We start from the raw sequence: 18,644 nt of genomic DNA on the forward strand, positions 1-18,644 counted from the left end.
AGTTGCATAAGCCCCGTTTTGAAAAGGATTTTTTTCATCCCAAAGAGAATTTAGACATAATGAATTTTTATAAGGAGGATAAAAAGAATGAATAAATATCTTGATCGAATTTCCGAAGACTTAGTAAATGCAAATTTGAATAATTATTGGTCAGGTTTTGAATCGGTTGCTTATGCATTATATGATAAGAGTTATGTTTATCTTTTCAACCATCCTAGAATGAAAAAAAATCAACAAAGTAATTACCAAATTTTAAATTGGGATGAACAATTTATGGGTTGTACACTTATTCTTTATAATGATTATCCAACAGCAATTGTAAATATAGAATTATATGAGGATTACGAAAGTTTATATTTTATTCTTGTACACGAATTATTCCACGGTTTTCAATATGTTAAAGGCGAAACACGGTTTGCGAATGAAATTCTGGGAATCACATATCCGTTATCAAAAGAAAATGTGGAATTACGAAATCAGGAAAGAATCAACCTTTATAGTGCGGTTTTAGAAAATAATATTATTAAAAAGAAACAATATCTTAATACATTCATTGCCTTGAGAGAAAAAAGAACTGCTAAGTTTAATAATAATTTATTATATGAAAATTTAATTGAAACAATTGAAGGACCTGCGTGGTATGTTGAACTAAAAGCTTACTCAGAAAATAGCCCTATAGCTTACAAATCAGTTCTAAAAAAATATGGACAAAACCTTAAAGACAAATATGAATCTACTTCTGATATACGAAAGAGTTGTTATAGTTCAGGTTTGTTTATGTGTTTGTTACTAGATGAGTTTTCACCAGGATGGAAGGAAAGTTTTTGGGGTAAAGAGGAAACATTATACGATATATTTAAACAGCTTTCGGATGACGTTATAAAAATAAGTAACATAGAAATAAGCCCTGAAACAGAGGAGGTAATTAATTTTGCTATACAAAATAGAAAAAATACATTTGAAAACTTTGAACAACAAAAAGGAATTCATCTATTTATTGAAGGTGAAATAACTGCTAAATCTTTTGACCCGATGAATATCGTCTCATTTGAAAATAAGCTTTTACATAAGAACTTTATAAAAGTTGGAATTAACAAAGAAGACTATTTTGTACAACAACCTGTTATTGCCTATTGTAAGGATGGACTTCATAAAATAATTAAATTACATCTAATATTAAAGATTAATCCCATTGAAAATGTCGATTCACTTAAAATTGATGGAATCGGAGTAATAAATGGAAGGTATGAAAAACAGGGAAATGTTTTGAAGCTATATGTGAATTAGAACCCATGGGGTGTTTTACTTGAAAATCATTGACTTGCATAAGCAGCTCTTTTTTTACGAAGCATTTAGCTAAACACGTTATAAAATGAAAAGAAGGATAAAATAATTTAAAAGCATTCAGGGGTTACTTCAACCATTGAATGCTTTTTCATTTCTTTTATTTAGAGTGGATTTCCTGTACACGTCCAATCTATCCATCTGTAAGCCTGATACTTTAATTCCGTGGAAATCCCGTGTATTCTTCCCTTTTTCGGTCCTTTTTTAACAAAATCAACAGTAATATGTCTTCCGATATTGTCAGTAAATTAGACACCCATTTTTCTACGGGTATTGCTTGTTTTTTTCGTTTGCTGGCTTTTCATTTTTTTTGTTGAAAGGTCAGCTTTCTTTTTTCCTTTATTAGAAGAGGAATGGTTCTTTTTGTTTTCAAGCTGCTTTTTCACGGCCTCTTGCAGGCTGATTTTTTTTGGGGTTACTTCAGAATGATTATTCTCGGTCATAGGAAATGCTCCTTTTTGAATATGATAGTTAGTTAAGTATAATCTATTTTCTGTCATTTGTGAAACTTTCTATTTTACTTACAACAATTGAAGACGCTTTTTTACTAACGGTGCAAGTTACTGAAGAAGGAAATAGTTGTATTTAAATTGAAATATAATGTAATAACCTAGATTGGAGTGCTTACAATGATTAAATTCTTTGAATATAACTGGCATGTAAGAGATGAATGGTTTGACTGGTGCAATCAACTGACAATTAAAGAGTTATTAAAAGAACGCAGGGGTGGAGTAGGGAATATATTATATACACTTTTTCACATAATTGATGTGGAATATAGTTGGATTCGTGGTATTCAAGGCAAAGAAGATAAAGTATTTCAGTTTGCTGATTATAATACACTTGAAAAGGTTAAATCTCTTTCAGATAAAACACGAAATGAAATAGCTGAATTTATAAAAACAAATTTAGGAGGTTTAAGAGAACAACTAGTCAGTATTTCTTGGGATGAAGATAAATACACTTTTGATGATATTTTACACCATATAATTACTCACGAAATTCACCACATAGGTCAACTTTCTGTTTGGGCAAGAGAATTAGAACTAAGCCCTGTACCTGCTAACTTTGTTGGGAGAGAGATAACGAGGGGCGGTATTAAAGAAAATGAATGAAAAAACATATCTAAGTATAGAAGAGATTATTTCTCTACCAACCTTATCAGATACAAACATAAGTGACGATGGCAATAACGTAGCATTTGTCAAAAAGACAGCTAACTGGAATGACAATACATATAGGAATCATGTATGGATATATGAAAAAGATAAGGGGCAGTGTTACCCATTAACAACTAGGGATATAGATAGTACCTGCCCATTATGGTCTCCAGATTCTAGAAATATCGCATACCTTAGCCCAGTTGGTGATGGGCATAATAAGAAAAATCAGATCTTTGTTAAGTCCATAGATGGTTATAGTGGGGTTCAAATTACTGATGAGAAAGAAGGGGTCAATAATTTCAAATGGGAGCCTACTGGCAAGGGCTTTTATTATGTTGCACAGTCAATAGAATCTAAGACGATAAAGAAACGTAAGGAACTATATGGAGATTTCCGTTATATAGGTAAGGAATACCAGAATAATTGTTTATATTACATTGAAATAGAAAAAGTGATAAATGAACACGAAAATAGCGTTGTTTATCAACTAACTGAGGGTAAGGATTTTCATGTCCAAGAGTTTGATATTTCAAATGATGGGGAAAAGGTTGTATTAATGGCTACACCAAGCCCAAATATGGAAGATTATATTAATGGAAATCTATACATACTAGATATTAAAGCTGGTGAACTACAAAAGATTAATATAGATAAGTTGTTGGGAGGGAGCGTTTGCTTTTCTCCTGATGGTAGTAAAATATGTTACTCAGCAAGCATAAGGGAGAAGGCTTACTATAAGACTCATATACAAGACAGTACACTAGAGATATATGATATTAATAATGGAGAGCTAATTCAACCTTTAACAGATTTTGATAGTACGGTTATTCCATTACGATGGACATCTAAAGGAATTTTAATTAGATGGCAGAATAAAACTAATTATCTTATTGGTTTGCTATCTGACGATGGCACTGTGGAAATGTTAAGCGAAAAAGAAGATTGCTTTATAATGGATGCTTCAATAACAAGGGATGGAAATCATTCAACCTATAATAAGGCTATTACAAATGAAACCTTTGAAATCTATTTAGACGATGAAAAAATAACGAATGAGAATAGCTTTTTCAATGGAAGGCTTAAAAGTAACAGAGAAATAATTTCATGGCAAAGTAGTGACGGTCTTGAAATAGAGGGAGTTTTATCAACCCCAGTAGAATTTGACGCAAATAAAAAATATCCCTTATTAGTGGTAATCCATGGTGGACCGGCCTGGGCATCCTTTCCAATATTTTCAGACTGTTTTAATGAGAAATATCCTATCGAACAGTTTATCGATAAAGGCTTTATAGTTTTAGAACCAAACTACAGGGGAAGTTCTGGTTATGGTAATGAATTTTTAAAAGCAAACTATAGAAAACAAGGACTGGCTGACTACGATGATGTTATTTCTGGAGTGGATAAATTAGTTGATCAAGGGATTGTAGATAAAGATAGAGTAGGAGTTATGGGATGGAGTAACGGGGGATATATATCAGCTTTCTGTGCTACATTTAGTAGTAGGTTTAAAGCTATTTCAGTTGGGGGCGGAATTACGAACTGGAGTACTCATTATGTAAATACAGATATCCCTTACTTTATTAGAATGCATTTAGGAAATACTCCATGGAATGATCCAGATTTATATAGGAAAACATCACCAATGACATATATTAAATCAGCCTGTACACCTACCTTAATTCAACATGGTGAAAAGGATGCAAGAATTCCAATTACAAATGCATATGAGCTACATCAGGGTCTAAAGGATATGGAAGTTGATACAGAATTAATTATATTTAAAGGAATGGCATATAGTTCTGATCAACCAGGGGTTCACGTAGCTATTATGAAGCAGAATTTGATGTGGTTTTCACACTATATTTTTGGAGAAAGTATGAAAGATTTTAGGGTTTTATGATTGATAAATGGATATCCTCACAGATATATAAGGATGAAACAGTAATTAAAAGGGAGTGTGATTGAAGTGTCTCATGCTAAAGATGTTTTGGTCGATCAGTTGTTAGCAAATGCGAACGACCCTAGCTTTTACGCTCCGTTTTCGGAATCAGTAGCAAACTTGTCAGAGGAAGAAGCGTTTTGGAAACCAAACGATGAAAGTAACAGTATCGCTGAAATTGTGCAACATCTACTTTACTGGAATGAGACATGGCAAAAGAGGTACCAAAAATCTCATCTGAATGCTGTTGCGCCAATAGGTGATAATAATAAAAGCTTTATTGTTCCGGAAAATAAAAGATTTGCTGACTTAAAAGAGTGCCTCCTAAAGGTTCTGCTTCAGTGGCAAGATCTACTAACTGAAGAAAAGGTTGAAAGTGAAGTGAATGGTTTCCCAGAGACTGCAAAGTGGTGGGGGGTACTGGGAAATATGTCTACGCATAACGCTTACCATATTGGACAAATTGTTTACATCCGAAAACAACTACAAAAAGGCTGGAAAACTAATATTAAATGAGATAGTGAGACAACTTACATTTCTTGTTCCACAATAAGGCGCGATTGTTTAATAAGCGACGCTATTTTTCTTCAACTACCGGAGGGATTTACTTCAATATGGTCCACTTTTTTTCTCCAATCCCTAAATCTATTATAGAAACGAAGCAAAATGTAAAATCAAAAAAATGCATCCATTTGGATGCAGTCTTATTTTTTTCTAATCAGTGTATCCCCAAGAGGGATTCCAAACACAACAACCAAAACCGTTAGAATTACCAGGGCTCTAAAAATAAAATATGCAACTTGATCGAACATCGTATCTCTCCTTCTTTTCTTAATAATTCCTACCTTAAATTCTGTAAGTATCCAATCCTTTTTGATGAATCGAACTAAACTAATAAAGCACAAAATCATTTGTACTTTATTAGTATAGTTTACTTCTTAACAACGTATGTATGAAGTCGTCATTTTTTATATTTTGTGACTTTCAACAATAGGGCCATATTATTGAATAACATTTTTTGGAAGGCGACCAAACGACGCTTTTGGAACCTGGTATCTTATTATATTAATCGCCCCTTTGTTAATACTAGAATTTGAATACAGGATATTGCAAAATAACAGAAACAATGGAGGTATGAAATTTGAAGATCCAAAGAATAGATCATGTGGGTGTAATCGTAAATGATCTCTCTGCCGTTAAAGAGTTTTTTCTCGATTTTGGACTTGAGGTGAAAGGCGAATGGGAAATGGATGGAGATTTAATGGGATATGCAGTTGGGCTTAATGACGCTAAAGTAGCGTGTGTAGGATTGGGAACGAAAGACAGTCAGACATGGATAGAGCTAATCAAGTTTTATTCACCGTCAGATGAAAAAGATGTTCAGCAAACCTTTGCAAATACACTGGGTATCCGACATATTGCATTTTCTGTTGAAGATATAGAAGCGGTTGTTGCCAAATTGAAAAAGAAGGGTACGGAAATCTTTAGTGAGATACAGAAATATGAAGAAAGTTATAAATTATGCTACGTTCGTGGTCCAGAAGGAATTATTTTGGAGTTGGCTGAGGAAATCAAATAAGTAATGTTAATTAAAATGAAAGTACGACTCTTTCGTATTATTGAAGAAATGTATGTAAACTAACGGATGTTTTTCTTAGATCTTTGAGCTGTTTTAGACAGCTCTTTTTTCTTATGATTCCTCTTAAAAGTTCGCCACCACTTAGTTAAACTATCGAAGTAATAGTTTCTTTTTTTAGAATATTTCATTTACTTTTGTTGAAGAGACGTACTTAAACTAACAGGTGAGGCTAACGGAGCAGTGTTGAGAAAAAAATGAATTAGAGGTCGAAGAGATATGAAAAGAGAGGGTATTGTTAAATGGTTTAAAGATGAAAAGGGTTATGGTCGTAACATGCTTGACGGTGATGATGGAAATCATGTTTTTGTTCATTTTAGTTCGATTTTACCTGATAATGAAAGATTTCTGAATGGATTCAGATTCCTTAAACAAGGACAGAAAGTATCCTTTGATTTAGTTGATAACCCTAATTCTACTGGTCAAAAGCAAGTTGCAGAAAATGTAATCATTATATCTGACTAACAAACTCTTCTTCAACTAACTGGGTGCAAGAGTTAAACAAGGTGTTGCAGCGGCAGCATCTTTTTTTGTTGAGCTAACGGAGCAGGTTAGTCAATTTTTTTTTACACTTTTTTCAACATCTTTCTTTTTTTGAAAAAATGTTTATACTTATCTTAACCATTTGTGTTTTATCACTTTTCTAACATTTATTACTCAATTTAGGGGCGCTGATCATGGGGATAACGACATTATTATTAAATGCATTTATTATTATCATTTGTATTTTTTTCTATCAAATATTTTGGTTAGATAAAGATGGAAAAGAAGCGCGTAATACTATTTTAATTTCCTTTCTTTCATCCATTGCGATTATTCTTTGTATGACATTCCCGTTTAAGTTTAATTGTGGATACATATATGATTTACGGCTTATCCCAATCCTTTTAGCTGTTCTCTATGGTGGTTTTAGGAGTTTTATTTTTATTACTGTTATATTTGTTTCTTACCGTTTTTACTTAGGCGGAGACGGAGTCTACCCTGCAGTTATTGTATATTTTATGGCCACTTCCATTACTATGGTATCCCAATATTTTCTTGCTGGTTATTATAAAAAAAGAAAAATATTGTTCAGCTTATTGCTTATGTCTCTTTGCACTATTTCCTTTTCTATATTCGCTTTAATGAACCAAATACGGATAAACGATAAAGTTCAACCTGATTTTATTCACTTTTTATTCAATTATATAGTGATCAATATTCTGACTGTTTTATTGTCTCTTTATTTAATTGAAGGAATGAAAGAAAGGTTTAAAATGAAAGAAAAAATTCACCGTGCAGAAAAATTTATGGTGACTTGTGAATTAGCAGCGTCAATAGCCCATGAAATAAGAAACCCGTTGACTACAGTATATGGATTTATGCAGATGTTTAGTAAAAACGAAATCTCTGAAACACAAAAGGATGACTATTTGCAAGTCATGCTAATGGAGATAGAAAAAGCGCAACTCGTTATTAACGATTATTTGTCCCTTATAAAACCACAAAATGTTGCAAGAGAATTATTAGATATTAGACCAATTGTTGAGCAAGTAATAGAGGTTATTTTACCGCTTGCCATCCAATGTAATGTTAAAGTTGAAAGCGATAATGAATGTTCCTATTATATATATGCCAACACCGATAATCTAAAAATGTGTTTAATTAACATTGCAACGAACGGGATTGAAGCCATGACTAATGGAGGGATGCTCCGAATTAATGTGAAAAAGGTAAAGAATCGTATTGTGATTGATATTATTGACACAGGAATTGGAATGTCTTCTGAGGAGATAAATCGAATCGCTATGCCGTTTTATTCTATAAAAGAGAAGGGAACCGGGCTAGGTACGATGATTGCATACAGTATTGTAAAAGGATTAAACGGAGATATAGAAATAAAAAGTGAAAAGGGAAAGGGAACACAGTTTTCTATTATTATTCCTTCTTCCTAATAGAAATCGTAGGGCAAAAAAATTTCGACGATTTAGAGCTTGCTGCTAAAGTAAAGTTCGAAAACGAAGAATTTAAGGACGAAAAAGAAATTGAGAAAATATCCGGATATAATAACGCAATAGTTTTCTTGGAATGGTGTTTTCGTTTTTAAAATCGCATAAATCCAGTGTAAAAGCTTATTAGCACAAGCAATTATGGCAGCTTTATATGGCTTTCCTTCCTCACGTTTTATATCGTAGAAGGCTCGTAATCTTTTGTTTCGTGCTGGTTTCATCTGTTATTTTCTTTTTACGGCTAACTCGAATTGAACAGCGAACGGCCATGTAAAACATGTGGCGAATCCTAGCTGAGCCGCGTTTAGTAATGTGATTCATCCACCGTATGATCAACTTTCACGCTGCTTTTATAGGGCATTTTTTTATCTAAGAACATTTGAACCTGATTTTCACCTTTTGCGACATCCAGACCAACTACTGGATTCATAGTTTATCTCCTCCTAAGGTAGGGTATTGACCGGTAACTTCTATTTAGCTTGTTATACGAGATCGTAATGTCCCAACCAGCCTAATCATCTGTTAACAAGTAGAGGTCGAACAGTTTAGTTGTCGGGATCTAGTCCCACGGGTGCTTCCGTTCGTGCCGGGCTATTATCAATCTATAAATTGAATGAAAAATAGTCAACCAGATTGATTACTCTAGCTGAACTTATAGTACGAACGGGGTGCTTTTCTTGAAGAACATTGAGTTGCTTATGCAGCTCTTTTTTTCTTTATTGAACTAACGATGGAGGTTAGTTGAATAGTAATTAGGTGTGATTGGAAGAATTGTCGATGATATAAAAAAGACACCGAAGTATCTTATGTATTTTCAAATTAAGCTTATGGACAACATGGAATTTGTAGGGTTAATCATAATAGTGAAATTCAAAACCGTCTTCTGGTTCACCAACTTCATATCCCAATAATTTTGTAGCTCTATTCTTAAATAATGTAATCCATTCATTCCATTCTTCTGATGGTAATTTAGCATAGAATTGTAATCCACTTGATTCAATACTTACTTCTATCAATTTACCATCTGAACCATACCACTGTGGACAGCTATTTACAAAGTTGTTCCAGTTAGGCATTTCTCTATATAAACTCTCCAACTTATGCCATACTTCTTGCGGGGCAGAATAATGAATATTCAAATTAATATTGTATATTTCCATATGTTCTCCTTTTAATATTTAGATTTATAAGTTGTTATTTCTTGTTTTATTCGTTAATTCAACCAAAAGTCGAACTTCTGAATCTTTGATAATACATTGAATTTGAATATCCCATATCTACTAATAACCTTGGTTGATTTTGCTTGCTTCTCCAAAATATAGATTCCCATTTTGATAACAAATTCAAAGTATTCTTTAAGGTTTCATATGTTTTTTGAATATTGATAATACTGCATAACCCATCATTTTCATAAAATCTAAAGTTCAATGTACCTTTTTTTATCCTAATAGTTTTAAAAACTCATTAATTTTTTCAATAATTCCTTGAATTCATTATCCATATTCTAGCGATTCTTTCGAATTATTGTTTTACTGCGGGTCAACTGTGATAAAAACACTTTTTAATCCGTCATCCGTAAATAAAAACTCCATTTGCAAACACATATCTGCCAATTTAGAATTTGAAGTTAAATCATAATCAACAGCAAATCCACTGTTATCATTGAATTCATAGAAGTTGATTTGTGAATATTCGTATTTTGGGTGGAAATTACATGGAGCTCCATATTCATCAAATGAATCAAATCCATTTAAGTTTAATGTTTCTTGGACATAATAGAATAACTCACCAATATCATCCACTTCAGATTCATCCACATAAATTAAAATGTTTTCATATTCTTTACGGTGCATTACTTTTAATATATTGGCAATAACAGTTAAAGCATATTGTTTATCTTCACTTTTCATATTGAACCTCCAAATTCTAATTTGTATTTCTATTCAACTGTATAATATCATACATTTGTGGGGAGATTTACTTAAACTAAACCAGCTAATAGATTGTCAATAAAAATTTTTTAATACTAAAAAGCGCAACCTAAATAACGATCCCCAAGGAGTCGCCCAGCCTCCACTCTAATCAACCAATATACAGTTATATTTTAAAAATATCATCATCCAGAACTTTTAGTAATGGGCCTATAAATTCCAAAAATACTAATGATTATATTATTATAGTAGCTTTAAGTGGTATATTTTGTTAAAATTTACTCGATAATAGAAAGGGAGGAAATAGAACATTGTATTTCAAGAAAGTCAGTCTTATGTTATGCATCTTATTCATTTCAGCTTCTATATTTACCATACATAATGCAAGTGCAAGTGGTGGTTTTGAAGATATTTCTCCAAAGCATGAAGCTTATGAAGAGATCAATAATTTTGTTGTCAATAAATCAAGCTTCGCAGATGTTGCAGTTGGCCGTGAGCTTTCGGGCTATGTAGAACAGCATAGCTTCTTTAAAAGTGAAAAGGAGCTACCTGTTAAAGGTGTAGCTGTACTTGATACATCACAGGTCATTGGATTAGTTTCCTCAACAACTGATGGATTAAATATTCGTAAATCCAAAGATTCGTCATCTAAAGCTAACATTGTAGGTACTATCAATAAAGGTGGTAAACTATCAGTCTATGCAGTTGAAGGAGATTGGTTAAAAGTTTCCTATAATGATGCCTTTGCCTTTGTTTATAAAACGTATGCACAGTTTTTAGATGTAGATGGTAATGCATTAGGGAATATTCAAAAGCAAGTTACTACAACACAAAGTATAAATAGTTATGTAAAACCTACATCTTCTTCAAAGGTTATTTCGACTATCAATAGTAAAGTGAAATTACCTGTTTATAAAACAGTAAATGGTTACTATTTAACTGTAGTAAATGGTGTACCGGGCTATATCGTGGCAGATAGTACAGCGGATGTGAAAGTAGAAAAACCTTCTATTCCGAATCCAACCCAAACTCCTCCGACAGTTTCAGGTGATCTACTAGGTCGAGTGACAGTTGATAATTTAAATATCCGCAAAGAAGCTAACTCTACTTCTACAGTATTATGTAAGTTGAAAAAAGGTGAATATGTTCAAGTTAATAGTATTAACGGTTATTGGGCACAAGTTATTTATAACGGACAAGAAGCGTATGTCCATAAATCTTATTTAAAGATATTAAATCAAAGTGGTAATGCGTTAAAAGATCGTATAATCATTATTGATCCAGGTCATGGTGGCAAGGATCCTGGAACTGTAGTCGGTACTATTGCAGAAAAAAACATTGCATTAAAGGTCAGTACTCTTGTTACGCAAAAGCTTGAGGCGGCAGGTGCGAAGGTTTTAATGACTCGTACTGGGGATACGTATCCTACACGAGAAGGCCGAGTTGACTTTACACATGCTAATTATGGTGAGATTTTCGTAAGTATCCATGTTAATTATGCAGATAATATTACTGCGCAAGGTACCGAAACATTTTTCGCTAAAACACCAGGTGATATGCATCAGGAAGACATTGATCTTGGGACGTTTGTAAACAATCAAATTGTTAAAAACGTAAATATGAAAGATCGAAAGGTCAAAAAAGGAAATTTCATTGTAATTGCAAATACGAATATTCCAGCCATTCTAGTTGAGCTAGGCTTCCTATCAAATAGTGAAGATCGAGCTAAACTGACAAATGATCAATATATTGAGCTATTTGCAGAATCTATTTACAAAGGAATTTTGGAATATTACTCAAAACAATAGCAAAAAAGGCTACATGGTTCATTAAATTGTACCCTTTGTAAAGGACATTTTGAAAAAAGCTAGGCAACCTTTTGGAGCGCTGTCTGTATTTTGCAGGCGGCAGCTTTTTCAAGTTCTATTGCCCTCGATAATGGTTGTAATACATCATATAACTTTTCACTTCTCGTTTTACTTCTTCTAATGTTTAGCACGCTTTCATATTGATTTCATCTTTAAAATGACCGAAGAGGGATTCTTGGGGGGCGTTATCCCAACAGTTTCCTCGGCGTGACATCGATTGCACTAGTCCCATTTTCTTCACAAGTTTCTGGAATTGTGGATTCGTATGAATAAATGCATCTTCTGTTAAATGGTGGTGATTTTGCTTCAATTTACGAAGTGTATTGAGCGAAAAACTACTTATATTAAAAATAAAAAGGGGGGAAGAAATGTCTCGTAAATTATACCTTGCGCTCATTATGTTAAGTCTTATTTGGGGAGGCTCTTTCTATTTTTTCAAGGTATTAGTTGCAGATTTTAATCCTTTAGTTGTAGCATTTTTACGTTCAACTTTTGGAGTTATAACACTTATTGTACTTATACCATTTTTCCGTAAATCTTTTAAAGGAAAAATCCCATATATACCTTTAATTGCTGTAGGAATACTAAATACTGTAATTCCATGGACACTTATTTGTTTTAGCGAACAAAAAATGACTAGTAATCTAGCTTCTGTTTTAAATGCAACTCAACCTTTATGGACAATGGTTTTAGGGATTGTATTTTTTGGTATACGTTCCAATCGCAATCAACTTATAGGTTTATTTATTGGATTCATAGGTATTTTAATTCTTTCAGATATACATCTATCAAATGTTTTTTCAGTAAATTCTTTAAACTTTTTTGCTATGTTGACAGCAACTTTTTGCTACGGTTTAGCTACCCATATAACTAAACGTTATCTTAAAGAAATATCTATGTTTCAAATTTCTTTAGGTACATTATTAGTCGGTAGTATATGTAGTGGTTTCATAGTTCTATTATTAGAAGATCCAATTCACATTTTAACTACAATATCATGGCATCATATAGGCGCATTAATTGGAATAGGTGTATTTGGATCAGGTATAGCGTATTTACTTTACTTTTACTTAATTCAAAAGGGAAGTCCAGATTTCGCTTCCATATCTACATATTTAGTACCAGTATCAGCTATTTTCTGGGGATATATTCTTTTAAATGAAGTTATTAGTTGGAAATTAATCATTGGATTAATTTTTATACTAATGGGAGTTTATATAACTAATCGCAAAATCAAATTAAATGTTCCTGTTAAAAATCTACAAAAAGAATCCTATTAATTTGAGGGCACTGAAAAAGTCTATATCTTCTCACATTGCGAGGTATTCAACGATTAAATCGTTGAATACCTCGCTTTTTTCATTTGGCACTGAGACTCTACTGTTGTTTTTTGGATGCCCTTTGCTCAAGAAATTCCTAGTATTGAAGAAACAGAGATTAACCTAAGAAATGCTCATATCAACTTTTTAAAAAGAGAAAGCTTTCGTTTGCTTATCTTTCATAAAGATACTGATGAATTTATTGGGGCAGCGAGCTTTCAGGGGATTGATTGGAATATTCCAAAATGTGAAATTGGATACTGGATTAATTCAAATCATATTTAGAAGAATTGAAATTAGGTGTGAATCAACAAATTATAAGAGTCGTTCCATCCCAGAAAAACTCGGATTTAAGTTAGAAGGAACACTAAGGAATGAGGATTTGTCAGCAGATGGATGTCGATTAACAGACACTTGCATTTATTCAATAATAAAATAACTTTGTGAATAAGTTCACTTAAACTATCTCGGTGCTTTACTTTAAAACAATATTCAACAATCGGGAGCTTTTCTGTAACTGAACTGCACCCCAAAACAACTTCTTCCGGATTATTTATTATTCTTTCATCCTCAGGCTCAACGCTTACATATTTTTCAAGCCATTCGTATGAAAGTCTTTTTAAATCTTCCTTGTATTCACTATCGTATGGAACAATCAATACTTCTGCCATATTAAAAACATCCTAAATGATAAATTGTTACGTTCTATTCCACGCTTCTCTAATGTTGCCAATCTGATTCAATATTTTGTGTCATTCACCGTTAGTCGAATGACGACTTTATTATATATTTTCAGAATATATCTTAAATCATAAATAAAAGCTGAACTAATCTCAAAATTAGTTCAGCTTAAAAAGAGCGTAGTATCTTGTAGCACAACGTATATAGGATACTATTCAATTAAGTACATTATTTAACTATTTACGTTTAATAAAACCAGTTTTTTTATAGTAAACCACTAAGAAGATAGAGAGCTGTTGCACAAATAAAAATCGCTGAGCTTTTATTAAAAATGTTCATAAGCTTTCCAGAGCTATCAAGTCTTTTCAATGATGCTCCAGCGATGATAAGACCGAAAAACCACAACCAAGAAATCAAAACACATGCAGTAGTGAACAACATTTGCTCCGTCCCACTATATTTTAAAGCACTCGTCCCGATAACACCTATTGTATCTAAAATGGCATGTGGATTTAAGAGAGAGACAGAAACCGCAAATAAAATTTGTTTCTTTACAGGAAGTGCTTCGTTATTATCGGTAGATGCCGGATTTGAGCGCCAAATTGTATAGCCCATATAAAGTAAGAAAAGTATCCCGCCACTCATCAAGGTGATGCGTAACCACTCAAATTGCAACACAATTACAGATAAACCGAATACCGCAAGTAGTATCAGAAGCGTATCACAAATTGAGGCAGTGATACTAGCGGGTAAGGCACGAACTAATTGTGGCTGTGTTGCACCTTGAGAAAAGACAAAGACATTTTGTACACCTAAGGGCAGAATAAGTCCAAATGCTAAAATCATTCCATGTAGAAATGCTTCCAATGTAATTCCTCCTTTCACTAAACATTTTAAATATGTTATAACTAAAAGAAAACGACCAATTGGGTGGTTTTTAAGCCACCCAATTTTGAATGTTAGAGGTGGGTGATAAGAATGAAATGGCAGCCAAGTAGAAAGGATGAATTAACATTACAGCAGCAAATTATTCAATGGATTACTAAGCATATAGAACGTGGAGATTGGGTGGCAGGAACAAAACTACCGACACAAAGACAGCTAGCTATGCAATTTGGGGTCAATCGTAGTACTGTTCAGCAGGCCTTAGAGGAGTTAAAAGCAGCTGGAATATTAGAATCGAAGGTAGGTTCAGGTATTTATGTAGCACAAAGTTCCTGGGATTCATTAATTACACAAACACAACCAAATTGGCAAAAGTACATTGACACAAGTATCCATAAGCCAAATTATCATACCATTCAATTAATCAATGAATACGAGCAGCGCGATGATGTCATTCGATTGGGAACTGGAGAGCTTGCCCCATGTTTATTGCCGACCGCTGAAATTGAAGCGTCTTTGAAAGAGCTCTCTTTGCAGCCAAAAGCTTTAGGCTATTCATCACCCCAAGGTAGCGATAAACTTCGAGAAGCGATTTGTGAATACGTGAAAAAAAGGGGGATCCATGCAAAGCCGCAAAATATTTGTATTGTATCTGGTGCACTTCAAGCATTGCAGTTGATTGCTGTTGGACTACTTGAACAAGGTTCAATTGTATTCCAGGAACAGACGTCATATTTAAATTCAGTCCATCCTTTTCAGTCTGTTGGTATGCAAATGATAGCTATCGATCGTGATGAACAGCTTGCACAAACATTGGCCCAGCGGAAAAGAAAAAGGCAGGCTGTATTTTATGCTGTTCCAACATTAAACAATCCAAATGGTGGGGTGTGGACGACGCTTGAAAAAAAGACGCTTTACGAAGCGTGTAAAGCGTCTCGCATCCCCATCATAGAGGATGACGTCTATCATGAGTTGCTCTTTGAAGCGGCAACGGCTCCAATTAAATCAATAGATGAAAGCGGGCAAGTCCTTTATATAGGGAGTGTCTCGAAAACATTAAGCCCTGGACTTCGTATTGGCTGGTTAATCGGTCCAACTACAGTTATTGAGCGGTTAGCAGATATAAAAATGCAAACAGATTACGGATCAAGCGCAATCTCACAGGAAATTGTGCTGCATTGGTTCCAATCTGGTAAGTATGAAAAGCATATTAAGAGTTTGCGGAAAGAATTATTACACAGAGCTAATTTTGTTGAGGGTATATTACAAGAAAGTTTTACGGAGATTGCTAGTTGGGATAAGCCGAAAGGTGGCTTTTATATTTGGTTAAAGTTTCATGAGCCAATCGTTGATAAAGAGTTATTTACCAAGCTTTTACAACGACAGGTACTCATTAATCCTGGTTATATTTACGATCCTCAAGATACGCAGCATATTCGATTATCATATGCTTATGCAACATATGAAGAGTTGAAAGCCGGCTTGCAAATATTACATGAGTGCGTTGGTAAAACGGTAGTAAAAAGACAATAAGAATAAAACATCGCACCTTTAGGGGTGTGATGTTTTTTGTAAATTACCTTTTAACCCTTATTAAATTGTATTTGAATAATAGTGTCATGCCGATATTCATGAAAAAATGTACAAGAAATGGTACTAAAATATTGTTTGTTTCAAAATATATCCATCCGAAAATTAAACTTGGAACGGTTATATTTATTAACATAACAGGTTTTTTGAAGTATTGAGTATGCATCCCTAAGAACAGTAAAGTAGTTATTATTATTGCGGTCCACTGGTGTTCTAGAAATACAAGAAGTAAATTTTGAATAATTCCCCTAAACAAAATTTCTTCAAAGAACGCCCCTATAAACATAAAGGCAATAATGCTTAACAACGAATTGTCTTGATAACTTTTGTTTGTTTCGTCTATGTATTTCGAGGGGATATACAATGTTAAAATTACGCCAAATAAAAGTAGACCGATTGAAGCGAGAACTACGTTTAATACTATTGTGGATGGCTGATTAAATGATAGGAAATTTTCTATTGTGAATACATCATAAACGATAAGAGCGAAAATGATAGCTACACAAACAAATGTAAAAGAAGAGAATACAAAAATAGCGTCTTTTGGGCTAAAATCCTTCTTTATCTTTTTTGATTTGTCTTTATCCATATCTTTCCTTCTTTCTTGAAGCTTATAGAATAAAGAGATATTTTACCATAATATTTTTGCAGATAATGCAATTGCTACTACTTTTCCGATAAATTGTCTTTTTTGAGAAAAAATCAAGGTTAGTAAAGGTAACCATGTAATCATTCATATTCATATATTCCAAAATTAGTTAAGTGAGCGAAATGTTAAGACAGGGATTTTGGGATATACTCAGGAAATAAAATATTAAAAGTCCCCTAAATCCTTATTAGGGAAGACCTCTTTTTTAGGATTGGTTTTGCTGACTTAATTCAACCAAGAAAAGGTCTTCCTTTTTTGTCGTTTTATTCATTTACACAAAATATTTTACACTCTCTTTTTCAACTGTCTATTAATGCTCACTAATAAGCTAATAATAATAGAAAGTAAAGCAACTATTATAGCCCAATAGACATTACTATACCATCTATATAATCAAGGAATCCTACCGCACCTAAAGCAAAAAAACTAATGACACTTAAAAATAAAGTGAGGAAGAAAATTTGGAAATTATGCATGTTATCCATCTCCTATTTTTGATTTGTCTTTTATATGGAGCGGTTATTATTTAACTTCTTTCAGCAAATGTTTTCGTAGCGAAAGCGAAGTTTTCAGCTACAAGTGTTTTATTTACCGAAAGAGTAGTGGCAGGTACAAATGCTTTATGTAACGTAAAGGATTAATTCTTAATCCAAGTTAGTAATCTTACAATTTGAAATGGGTCATACCAAGCAATGATGAAACAACAAAAGAAAAATGTTACAACAGGAAAAAACTTATATTTTCCCTGCTCGCTTTTAAATACAGCTCCAAGACTTAACAATAAACTTACAAATAATAAACCGAATCCAGATATCATAAAAATCTCAAAGTTAGTTGAATAGATGTAAGAGAAACTCAATACAACAGCACCGATTATTGCGAAAATGATGGATAGTTTGCTAAACATTTAAAAGCTCCCTTCGAAAAAAAGAATTTCCAATTTATTGTAACAAACTTTTTTTATAAATTCCTTAGTGAGTTACAGAAAAAGTTATGAAAATTAGTCGAAGGAAAATGTACAGAAGTTCCGGTTAGTTTTTGTTCATTTGCTTCTTACCAGTTACAATGCCAACTTCATATATAAAGAGGATCATAATAAAGAATAACGTAATTTTTATAGACGATTTAGCTGACCAGAAGCCCAAATAATACATAAACACAAGAAAGATAGATAAAAACGTTTTAACAATCTTTAGAGTCATTGTGATACCACCTAACATTAAGGTTGTTGGAAATAAAAGGATAACACAATCAGGAAGTTAATAGAACTATGAATTGATTCATTTACAGACCAAATGAAAAAAGAGCGATTAAAATATCGCTCTAAAATCTAATTTAAAACTTTATTAAAATTTGTTGTTGAATATGCCACTGACGAAAATAAAGACAGCCTTTAGTAAAGCTGGAATTGATGCTCCATTCATCGGCACAACTCCTCATTTAATATTTATTATAAATATGAAAAGCTGCAGCCTTTGAACACACTACAGCTCAGATTTAAAAGAGAATGAACTTGCATTTGATAAAGGGTTTGTGCTTTTTAGATACTAAATATTATTAGAAAAATTAAAATAATGGTGGGATAGCAAACTGCAAAACGTTTGGGGCGATGCATAAGGTAAGCTATCCCGAAGTAAATATATGTAAAATG

The 18,644-nt window shown here is 33.0% G+C and carries 18 protein-coding genes and 3 pseudogenes; 11 read left to right on the forward strand and 10 right to left on the reverse strand.

Features of this window, described 5'->3' with window-relative positions:
* Window positions 1-87: 87 nt before the first annotated feature.
* Window positions 88-1,287, forward strand: coding sequence for a hypothetical protein (locus JNUCC51_RS23455; protein WP_337990013.1), 1,200 nt, complete (start codon window positions 88-90; stop codon window positions 1,285-1,287).
* Window positions 1,288-1,592: 305 nt separating this feature from the next.
* Here the strand turns inward: JNUCC51_RS23455 and JNUCC51_RS23460 are convergent, their stop codons facing one another.
* Window positions 1,593-1,787 (reverse strand): hypothetical protein, encoded by a 195-nt coding sequence (locus tag JNUCC51_RS23460; RefSeq protein WP_337992286.1) that lies wholly within the window; start codon window positions 1,785-1,787, stop codon window positions 1,593-1,595.
* A 186-nt stretch (window positions 1,788-1,973) separates the two neighbouring features.
* On the opposite strand from JNUCC51_RS23460, the gene JNUCC51_RS23465 reads away from it, so the two are divergent.
* The 6 genes from JNUCC51_RS23465 (at window position 1,974) to JNUCC51_RS23490 (ending at window position 8,016) form a co-directional block, all read left to right on the forward strand.
* Entirely contained in the window at window positions 1,974-2,459 is a 486-nt protein-coding gene (locus tag JNUCC51_RS23465) for a DinB family protein (protein WP_337990014.1), read from the forward strand.
* Window positions 2,452-4,407 carry a S9 family peptidase gene (locus JNUCC51_RS23470; protein WP_337990015.1) on the forward strand — a complete coding sequence of 652 codons (1,956 nt, stop codon included), beginning with the start codon at window positions 2,452-2,454 and terminating at the stop codon, window positions 4,405-4,407. The genes JNUCC51_RS23465 and JNUCC51_RS23470 overlap by 8 nt, the downstream gene beginning before the upstream one ends.
* A gap of 66 nt (window positions 4,408-4,473) precedes the next feature.
* Window positions 4,474-4,962, forward strand: coding sequence for a DinB family protein (locus JNUCC51_RS23475; RefSeq protein ID WP_337990016.1), 489 nt, complete (start codon window positions 4,474-4,476; stop codon window positions 4,960-4,962).
* 625 nt (window positions 4,963-5,587) lie between these two features.
* Complete coding sequence (locus tag JNUCC51_RS23480; protein ID WP_337990017.1) at window positions 5,588-6,025, forward strand: VOC family protein; 438 nt, start codon at window positions 5,588-5,590, stop codon at window positions 6,023-6,025.
* A gap of 276 nt (window positions 6,026-6,301) precedes the next feature.
* Window positions 6,302-6,547: a cold-shock protein gene (locus tag JNUCC51_RS23485; RefSeq protein ID WP_337990018.1), complete on the forward strand. Its 246-nt coding sequence runs from the start codon at window positions 6,302-6,304 to the stop codon at window positions 6,545-6,547.
* Window positions 6,548-6,759: 212 nt separating this feature from the next.
* Entirely contained in the window at window positions 6,760-8,016 is a 1,257-nt protein-coding gene (locus JNUCC51_RS23490; RefSeq protein WP_337990019.1) for an ATP-binding protein, read from the forward strand.
* Window positions 8,017-8,141: 125 nt separating this feature from the next.
* Here JNUCC51_RS23490 and JNUCC51_RS23495 read toward each other — a convergent pair.
* The 4 genes and pseudogenes from JNUCC51_RS23495 to JNUCC51_RS23510 form a co-directional block, all read right to left on the reverse strand.
* Window positions 8,142-8,382, reverse strand: a pseudogene (locus JNUCC51_RS23495) (IS110 family transposase); the annotation flags it as partial.
* Window positions 8,375-8,500: a hypothetical protein gene (locus JNUCC51_RS23500; RefSeq protein WP_337990020.1), complete on the reverse strand. Its 126-nt coding sequence runs from the start codon at window positions 8,498-8,500 to the stop codon at window positions 8,375-8,377. The gene JNUCC51_RS23500 and the pseudogene JNUCC51_RS23495, both read right to left, overlap by 8 nt.
* A gap of 421 nt (window positions 8,501-8,921) precedes the next feature.
* Window positions 8,922-9,230 carry a hypothetical protein gene (locus JNUCC51_RS23505; protein WP_337990021.1) on the reverse strand — a complete coding sequence of 103 codons (309 nt, stop codon included), beginning with the start codon at window positions 9,228-9,230 and terminating at the stop codon, window positions 8,922-8,924.
* A gap of 369 nt (window positions 9,231-9,599) precedes the next feature.
* The gene (locus JNUCC51_RS23510; RefSeq protein WP_337990022.1) at window positions 9,600-9,980 is read right to left on the reverse strand and encodes a DUF7668 domain-containing protein; all 381 of its coding nucleotides are present in this window, start codon (window positions 9,978-9,980) and stop codon (window positions 9,600-9,602) included.
* 332 nt (window positions 9,981-10,312) lie between these two features.
* Here JNUCC51_RS23510 and JNUCC51_RS23515 point away from each other — a divergent pair, with 332 nt between their 5' ends.
* Complete coding sequence (locus JNUCC51_RS23515; RefSeq protein WP_337990023.1) at window positions 10,313-11,809, forward strand: N-acetylmuramoyl-L-alanine amidase family protein; 1,497 nt, start codon at window positions 10,313-10,315, stop codon at window positions 11,807-11,809.
* Window positions 11,810-11,924: 115 nt separating this feature from the next.
* On the opposite strand, the pseudogene JNUCC51_RS23520 reads toward JNUCC51_RS23515, so the two are convergent.
* Window positions 11,925-12,191 (reverse strand): annotated as a pseudogene (locus JNUCC51_RS23520) (integrase core domain-containing protein); the annotation flags it as partial.
* A 46-nt stretch (window positions 12,192-12,237) separates the two neighbouring features.
* Between JNUCC51_RS23520 and JNUCC51_RS23525 the strand changes: the two are divergent.
* Complete coding sequence (locus JNUCC51_RS23525; RefSeq protein WP_337990024.1) at window positions 12,238-13,149, forward strand: DMT family transporter; 912 nt, start codon at window positions 12,238-12,240, stop codon at window positions 13,147-13,149.
* 111 nt (window positions 13,150-13,260) lie between these two features.
* Window positions 13,261-13,627 (forward strand): annotated as a pseudogene (locus JNUCC51_RS23530) (GNAT family N-acetyltransferase); the annotation flags it as partial.
* Here JNUCC51_RS23530 and JNUCC51_RS23535 read toward each other — a convergent pair.
* Window positions 13,539-13,859, reverse strand: coding sequence for a hypothetical protein (locus tag JNUCC51_RS23535; protein ID WP_337992294.1), 321 nt, complete (start codon window positions 13,857-13,859; stop codon window positions 13,539-13,541). The pseudogene JNUCC51_RS23530 and the gene JNUCC51_RS23535 sit on opposite strands and share 89 nt — an antisense overlap.
* A 274-nt stretch (window positions 13,860-14,133) precedes the next feature.
* Complete coding sequence (locus tag JNUCC51_RS23540) at window positions 14,134-14,736, reverse strand: LysE/ArgO family amino acid transporter (RefSeq protein ID WP_337990025.1); 603 nt, start codon at window positions 14,734-14,736, stop codon at window positions 14,134-14,136.
* Between the two features lie 111 nt (window positions 14,737-14,847).
* On the opposite strand from JNUCC51_RS23540, the gene JNUCC51_RS23545 reads away from it, so the two are divergent.
* The gene (locus tag JNUCC51_RS23545) at window positions 14,848-16,287 is read left to right on the forward strand and encodes an aminotransferase-like domain-containing protein (RefSeq protein WP_337990026.1); all 1,440 of its coding nucleotides are present in this window, start codon (window positions 14,848-14,850) and stop codon (window positions 16,285-16,287) included.
* A 43-nt stretch (window positions 16,288-16,330) separates the two neighbouring features.
* On the opposite strand, the gene JNUCC51_RS23550 is transcribed toward JNUCC51_RS23545, so the two are convergent.
* Window positions 16,331-16,933, reverse strand: coding sequence for a CPBP family intramembrane glutamic endopeptidase (locus JNUCC51_RS23550; RefSeq protein WP_337990027.1), 603 nt, complete (start codon window positions 16,931-16,933; stop codon window positions 16,331-16,333).
* A gap of 1,091 nt (window positions 16,934-18,024) precedes the next feature.
* Window positions 18,025-18,195, reverse strand: a complete 171-nt coding sequence (locus tag JNUCC51_RS23555; RefSeq protein ID WP_337990028.1) for a hypothetical protein — start codon at window positions 18,193-18,195, stop codon at window positions 18,025-18,027.
* Between the last annotated feature and the right edge of the window lie 449 nt (window positions 18,196-18,644).

Origin of the sequence: Lysinibacillus sp. JNUCC 51 (genome assembly GCF_015999525.1) — a bacterium.
Classification (GTDB): domain Bacteria; phylum Bacillota; class Bacilli; order Bacillales_A; family Planococcaceae; genus Lysinibacillus; species Lysinibacillus xylanilyticus.

Excerpts from the sequence above, each read along its gene's own strand:
- JNUCC51_RS23485 (WP_337990018.1), top strand. The coding sequence starts at position 6,302 with ATGAAAAGAGAGGGTATTGTTAAATGGTTTAAAGATGAAAAGGGTTAT.
- JNUCC51_RS23535 (WP_337992294.1), bottom strand. The coding sequence starts at position 13,859 with ATGGCAGAAGTATTGATTGTTCCATACGATAGTGAATACAAGGAAGAT.
- JNUCC51_RS23555 (WP_337990028.1), bottom strand. The coding sequence starts at position 18,195 with ATGACTCTAAAGATTGTTAAAACGTTTTTATCTATCTTTCTTGTGTTT.
- JNUCC51_RS23470 (WP_337990015.1), top strand. The coding sequence starts at position 2,452 with ATGAATGAAAAAACATATCTAAGTATAGAAGAGATTATTTCTCTACCA.
- JNUCC51_RS23505 (WP_337990021.1), bottom strand. The coding sequence starts at position 9,230 with ATGGAAATATACAATATTAATTTGAATATTCATTATTCTGCCCCGCAA.
- JNUCC51_RS23455 (WP_337990013.1), top strand. The coding sequence starts at position 88 with ATGAATAAATATCTTGATCGAATTTCCGAAGACTTAGTAAATGCAAAT.
- JNUCC51_RS23500 (WP_337990020.1), bottom strand. The coding sequence starts at position 8,500 with ATGAATCCAGTAGTTGGTCTGGATGTCGCAAAAGGTGAAAATCAGGTT.
- JNUCC51_RS23550 (WP_337990027.1), bottom strand. The coding sequence starts at position 16,933 with ATGGATAAAGACAAATCAAAAAAGATAAAGAAGGATTTTAGCCCAAAA.
- JNUCC51_RS23525 (WP_337990024.1), top strand. The coding sequence starts at position 12,238 with ATGTCTCGTAAATTATACCTTGCGCTCATTATGTTAAGTCTTATTTGG.
- JNUCC51_RS23460 (WP_337992286.1), bottom strand. The coding sequence starts at position 1,787 with ATGACCGAGAATAATCATTCTGAAGTAACCCCAAAAAAAATCAGCCTG.
- JNUCC51_RS23465 (WP_337990014.1), top strand. The coding sequence starts at position 1,974 with ATGATTAAATTCTTTGAATATAACTGGCATGTAAGAGATGAATGGTTT.
- JNUCC51_RS23510 (WP_337990022.1), bottom strand. The coding sequence starts at position 9,980 with ATGAAAAGTGAAGATAAACAATATGCTTTAACTGTTATTGCCAATATA.
- JNUCC51_RS23490 (WP_337990019.1), top strand. The coding sequence starts at position 6,760 with ATGGGGATAACGACATTATTATTAAATGCATTTATTATTATCATTTGT.
- JNUCC51_RS23545 (WP_337990026.1), top strand. The coding sequence starts at position 14,848 with ATGAAATGGCAGCCAAGTAGAAAGGATGAATTAACATTACAGCAGCAA.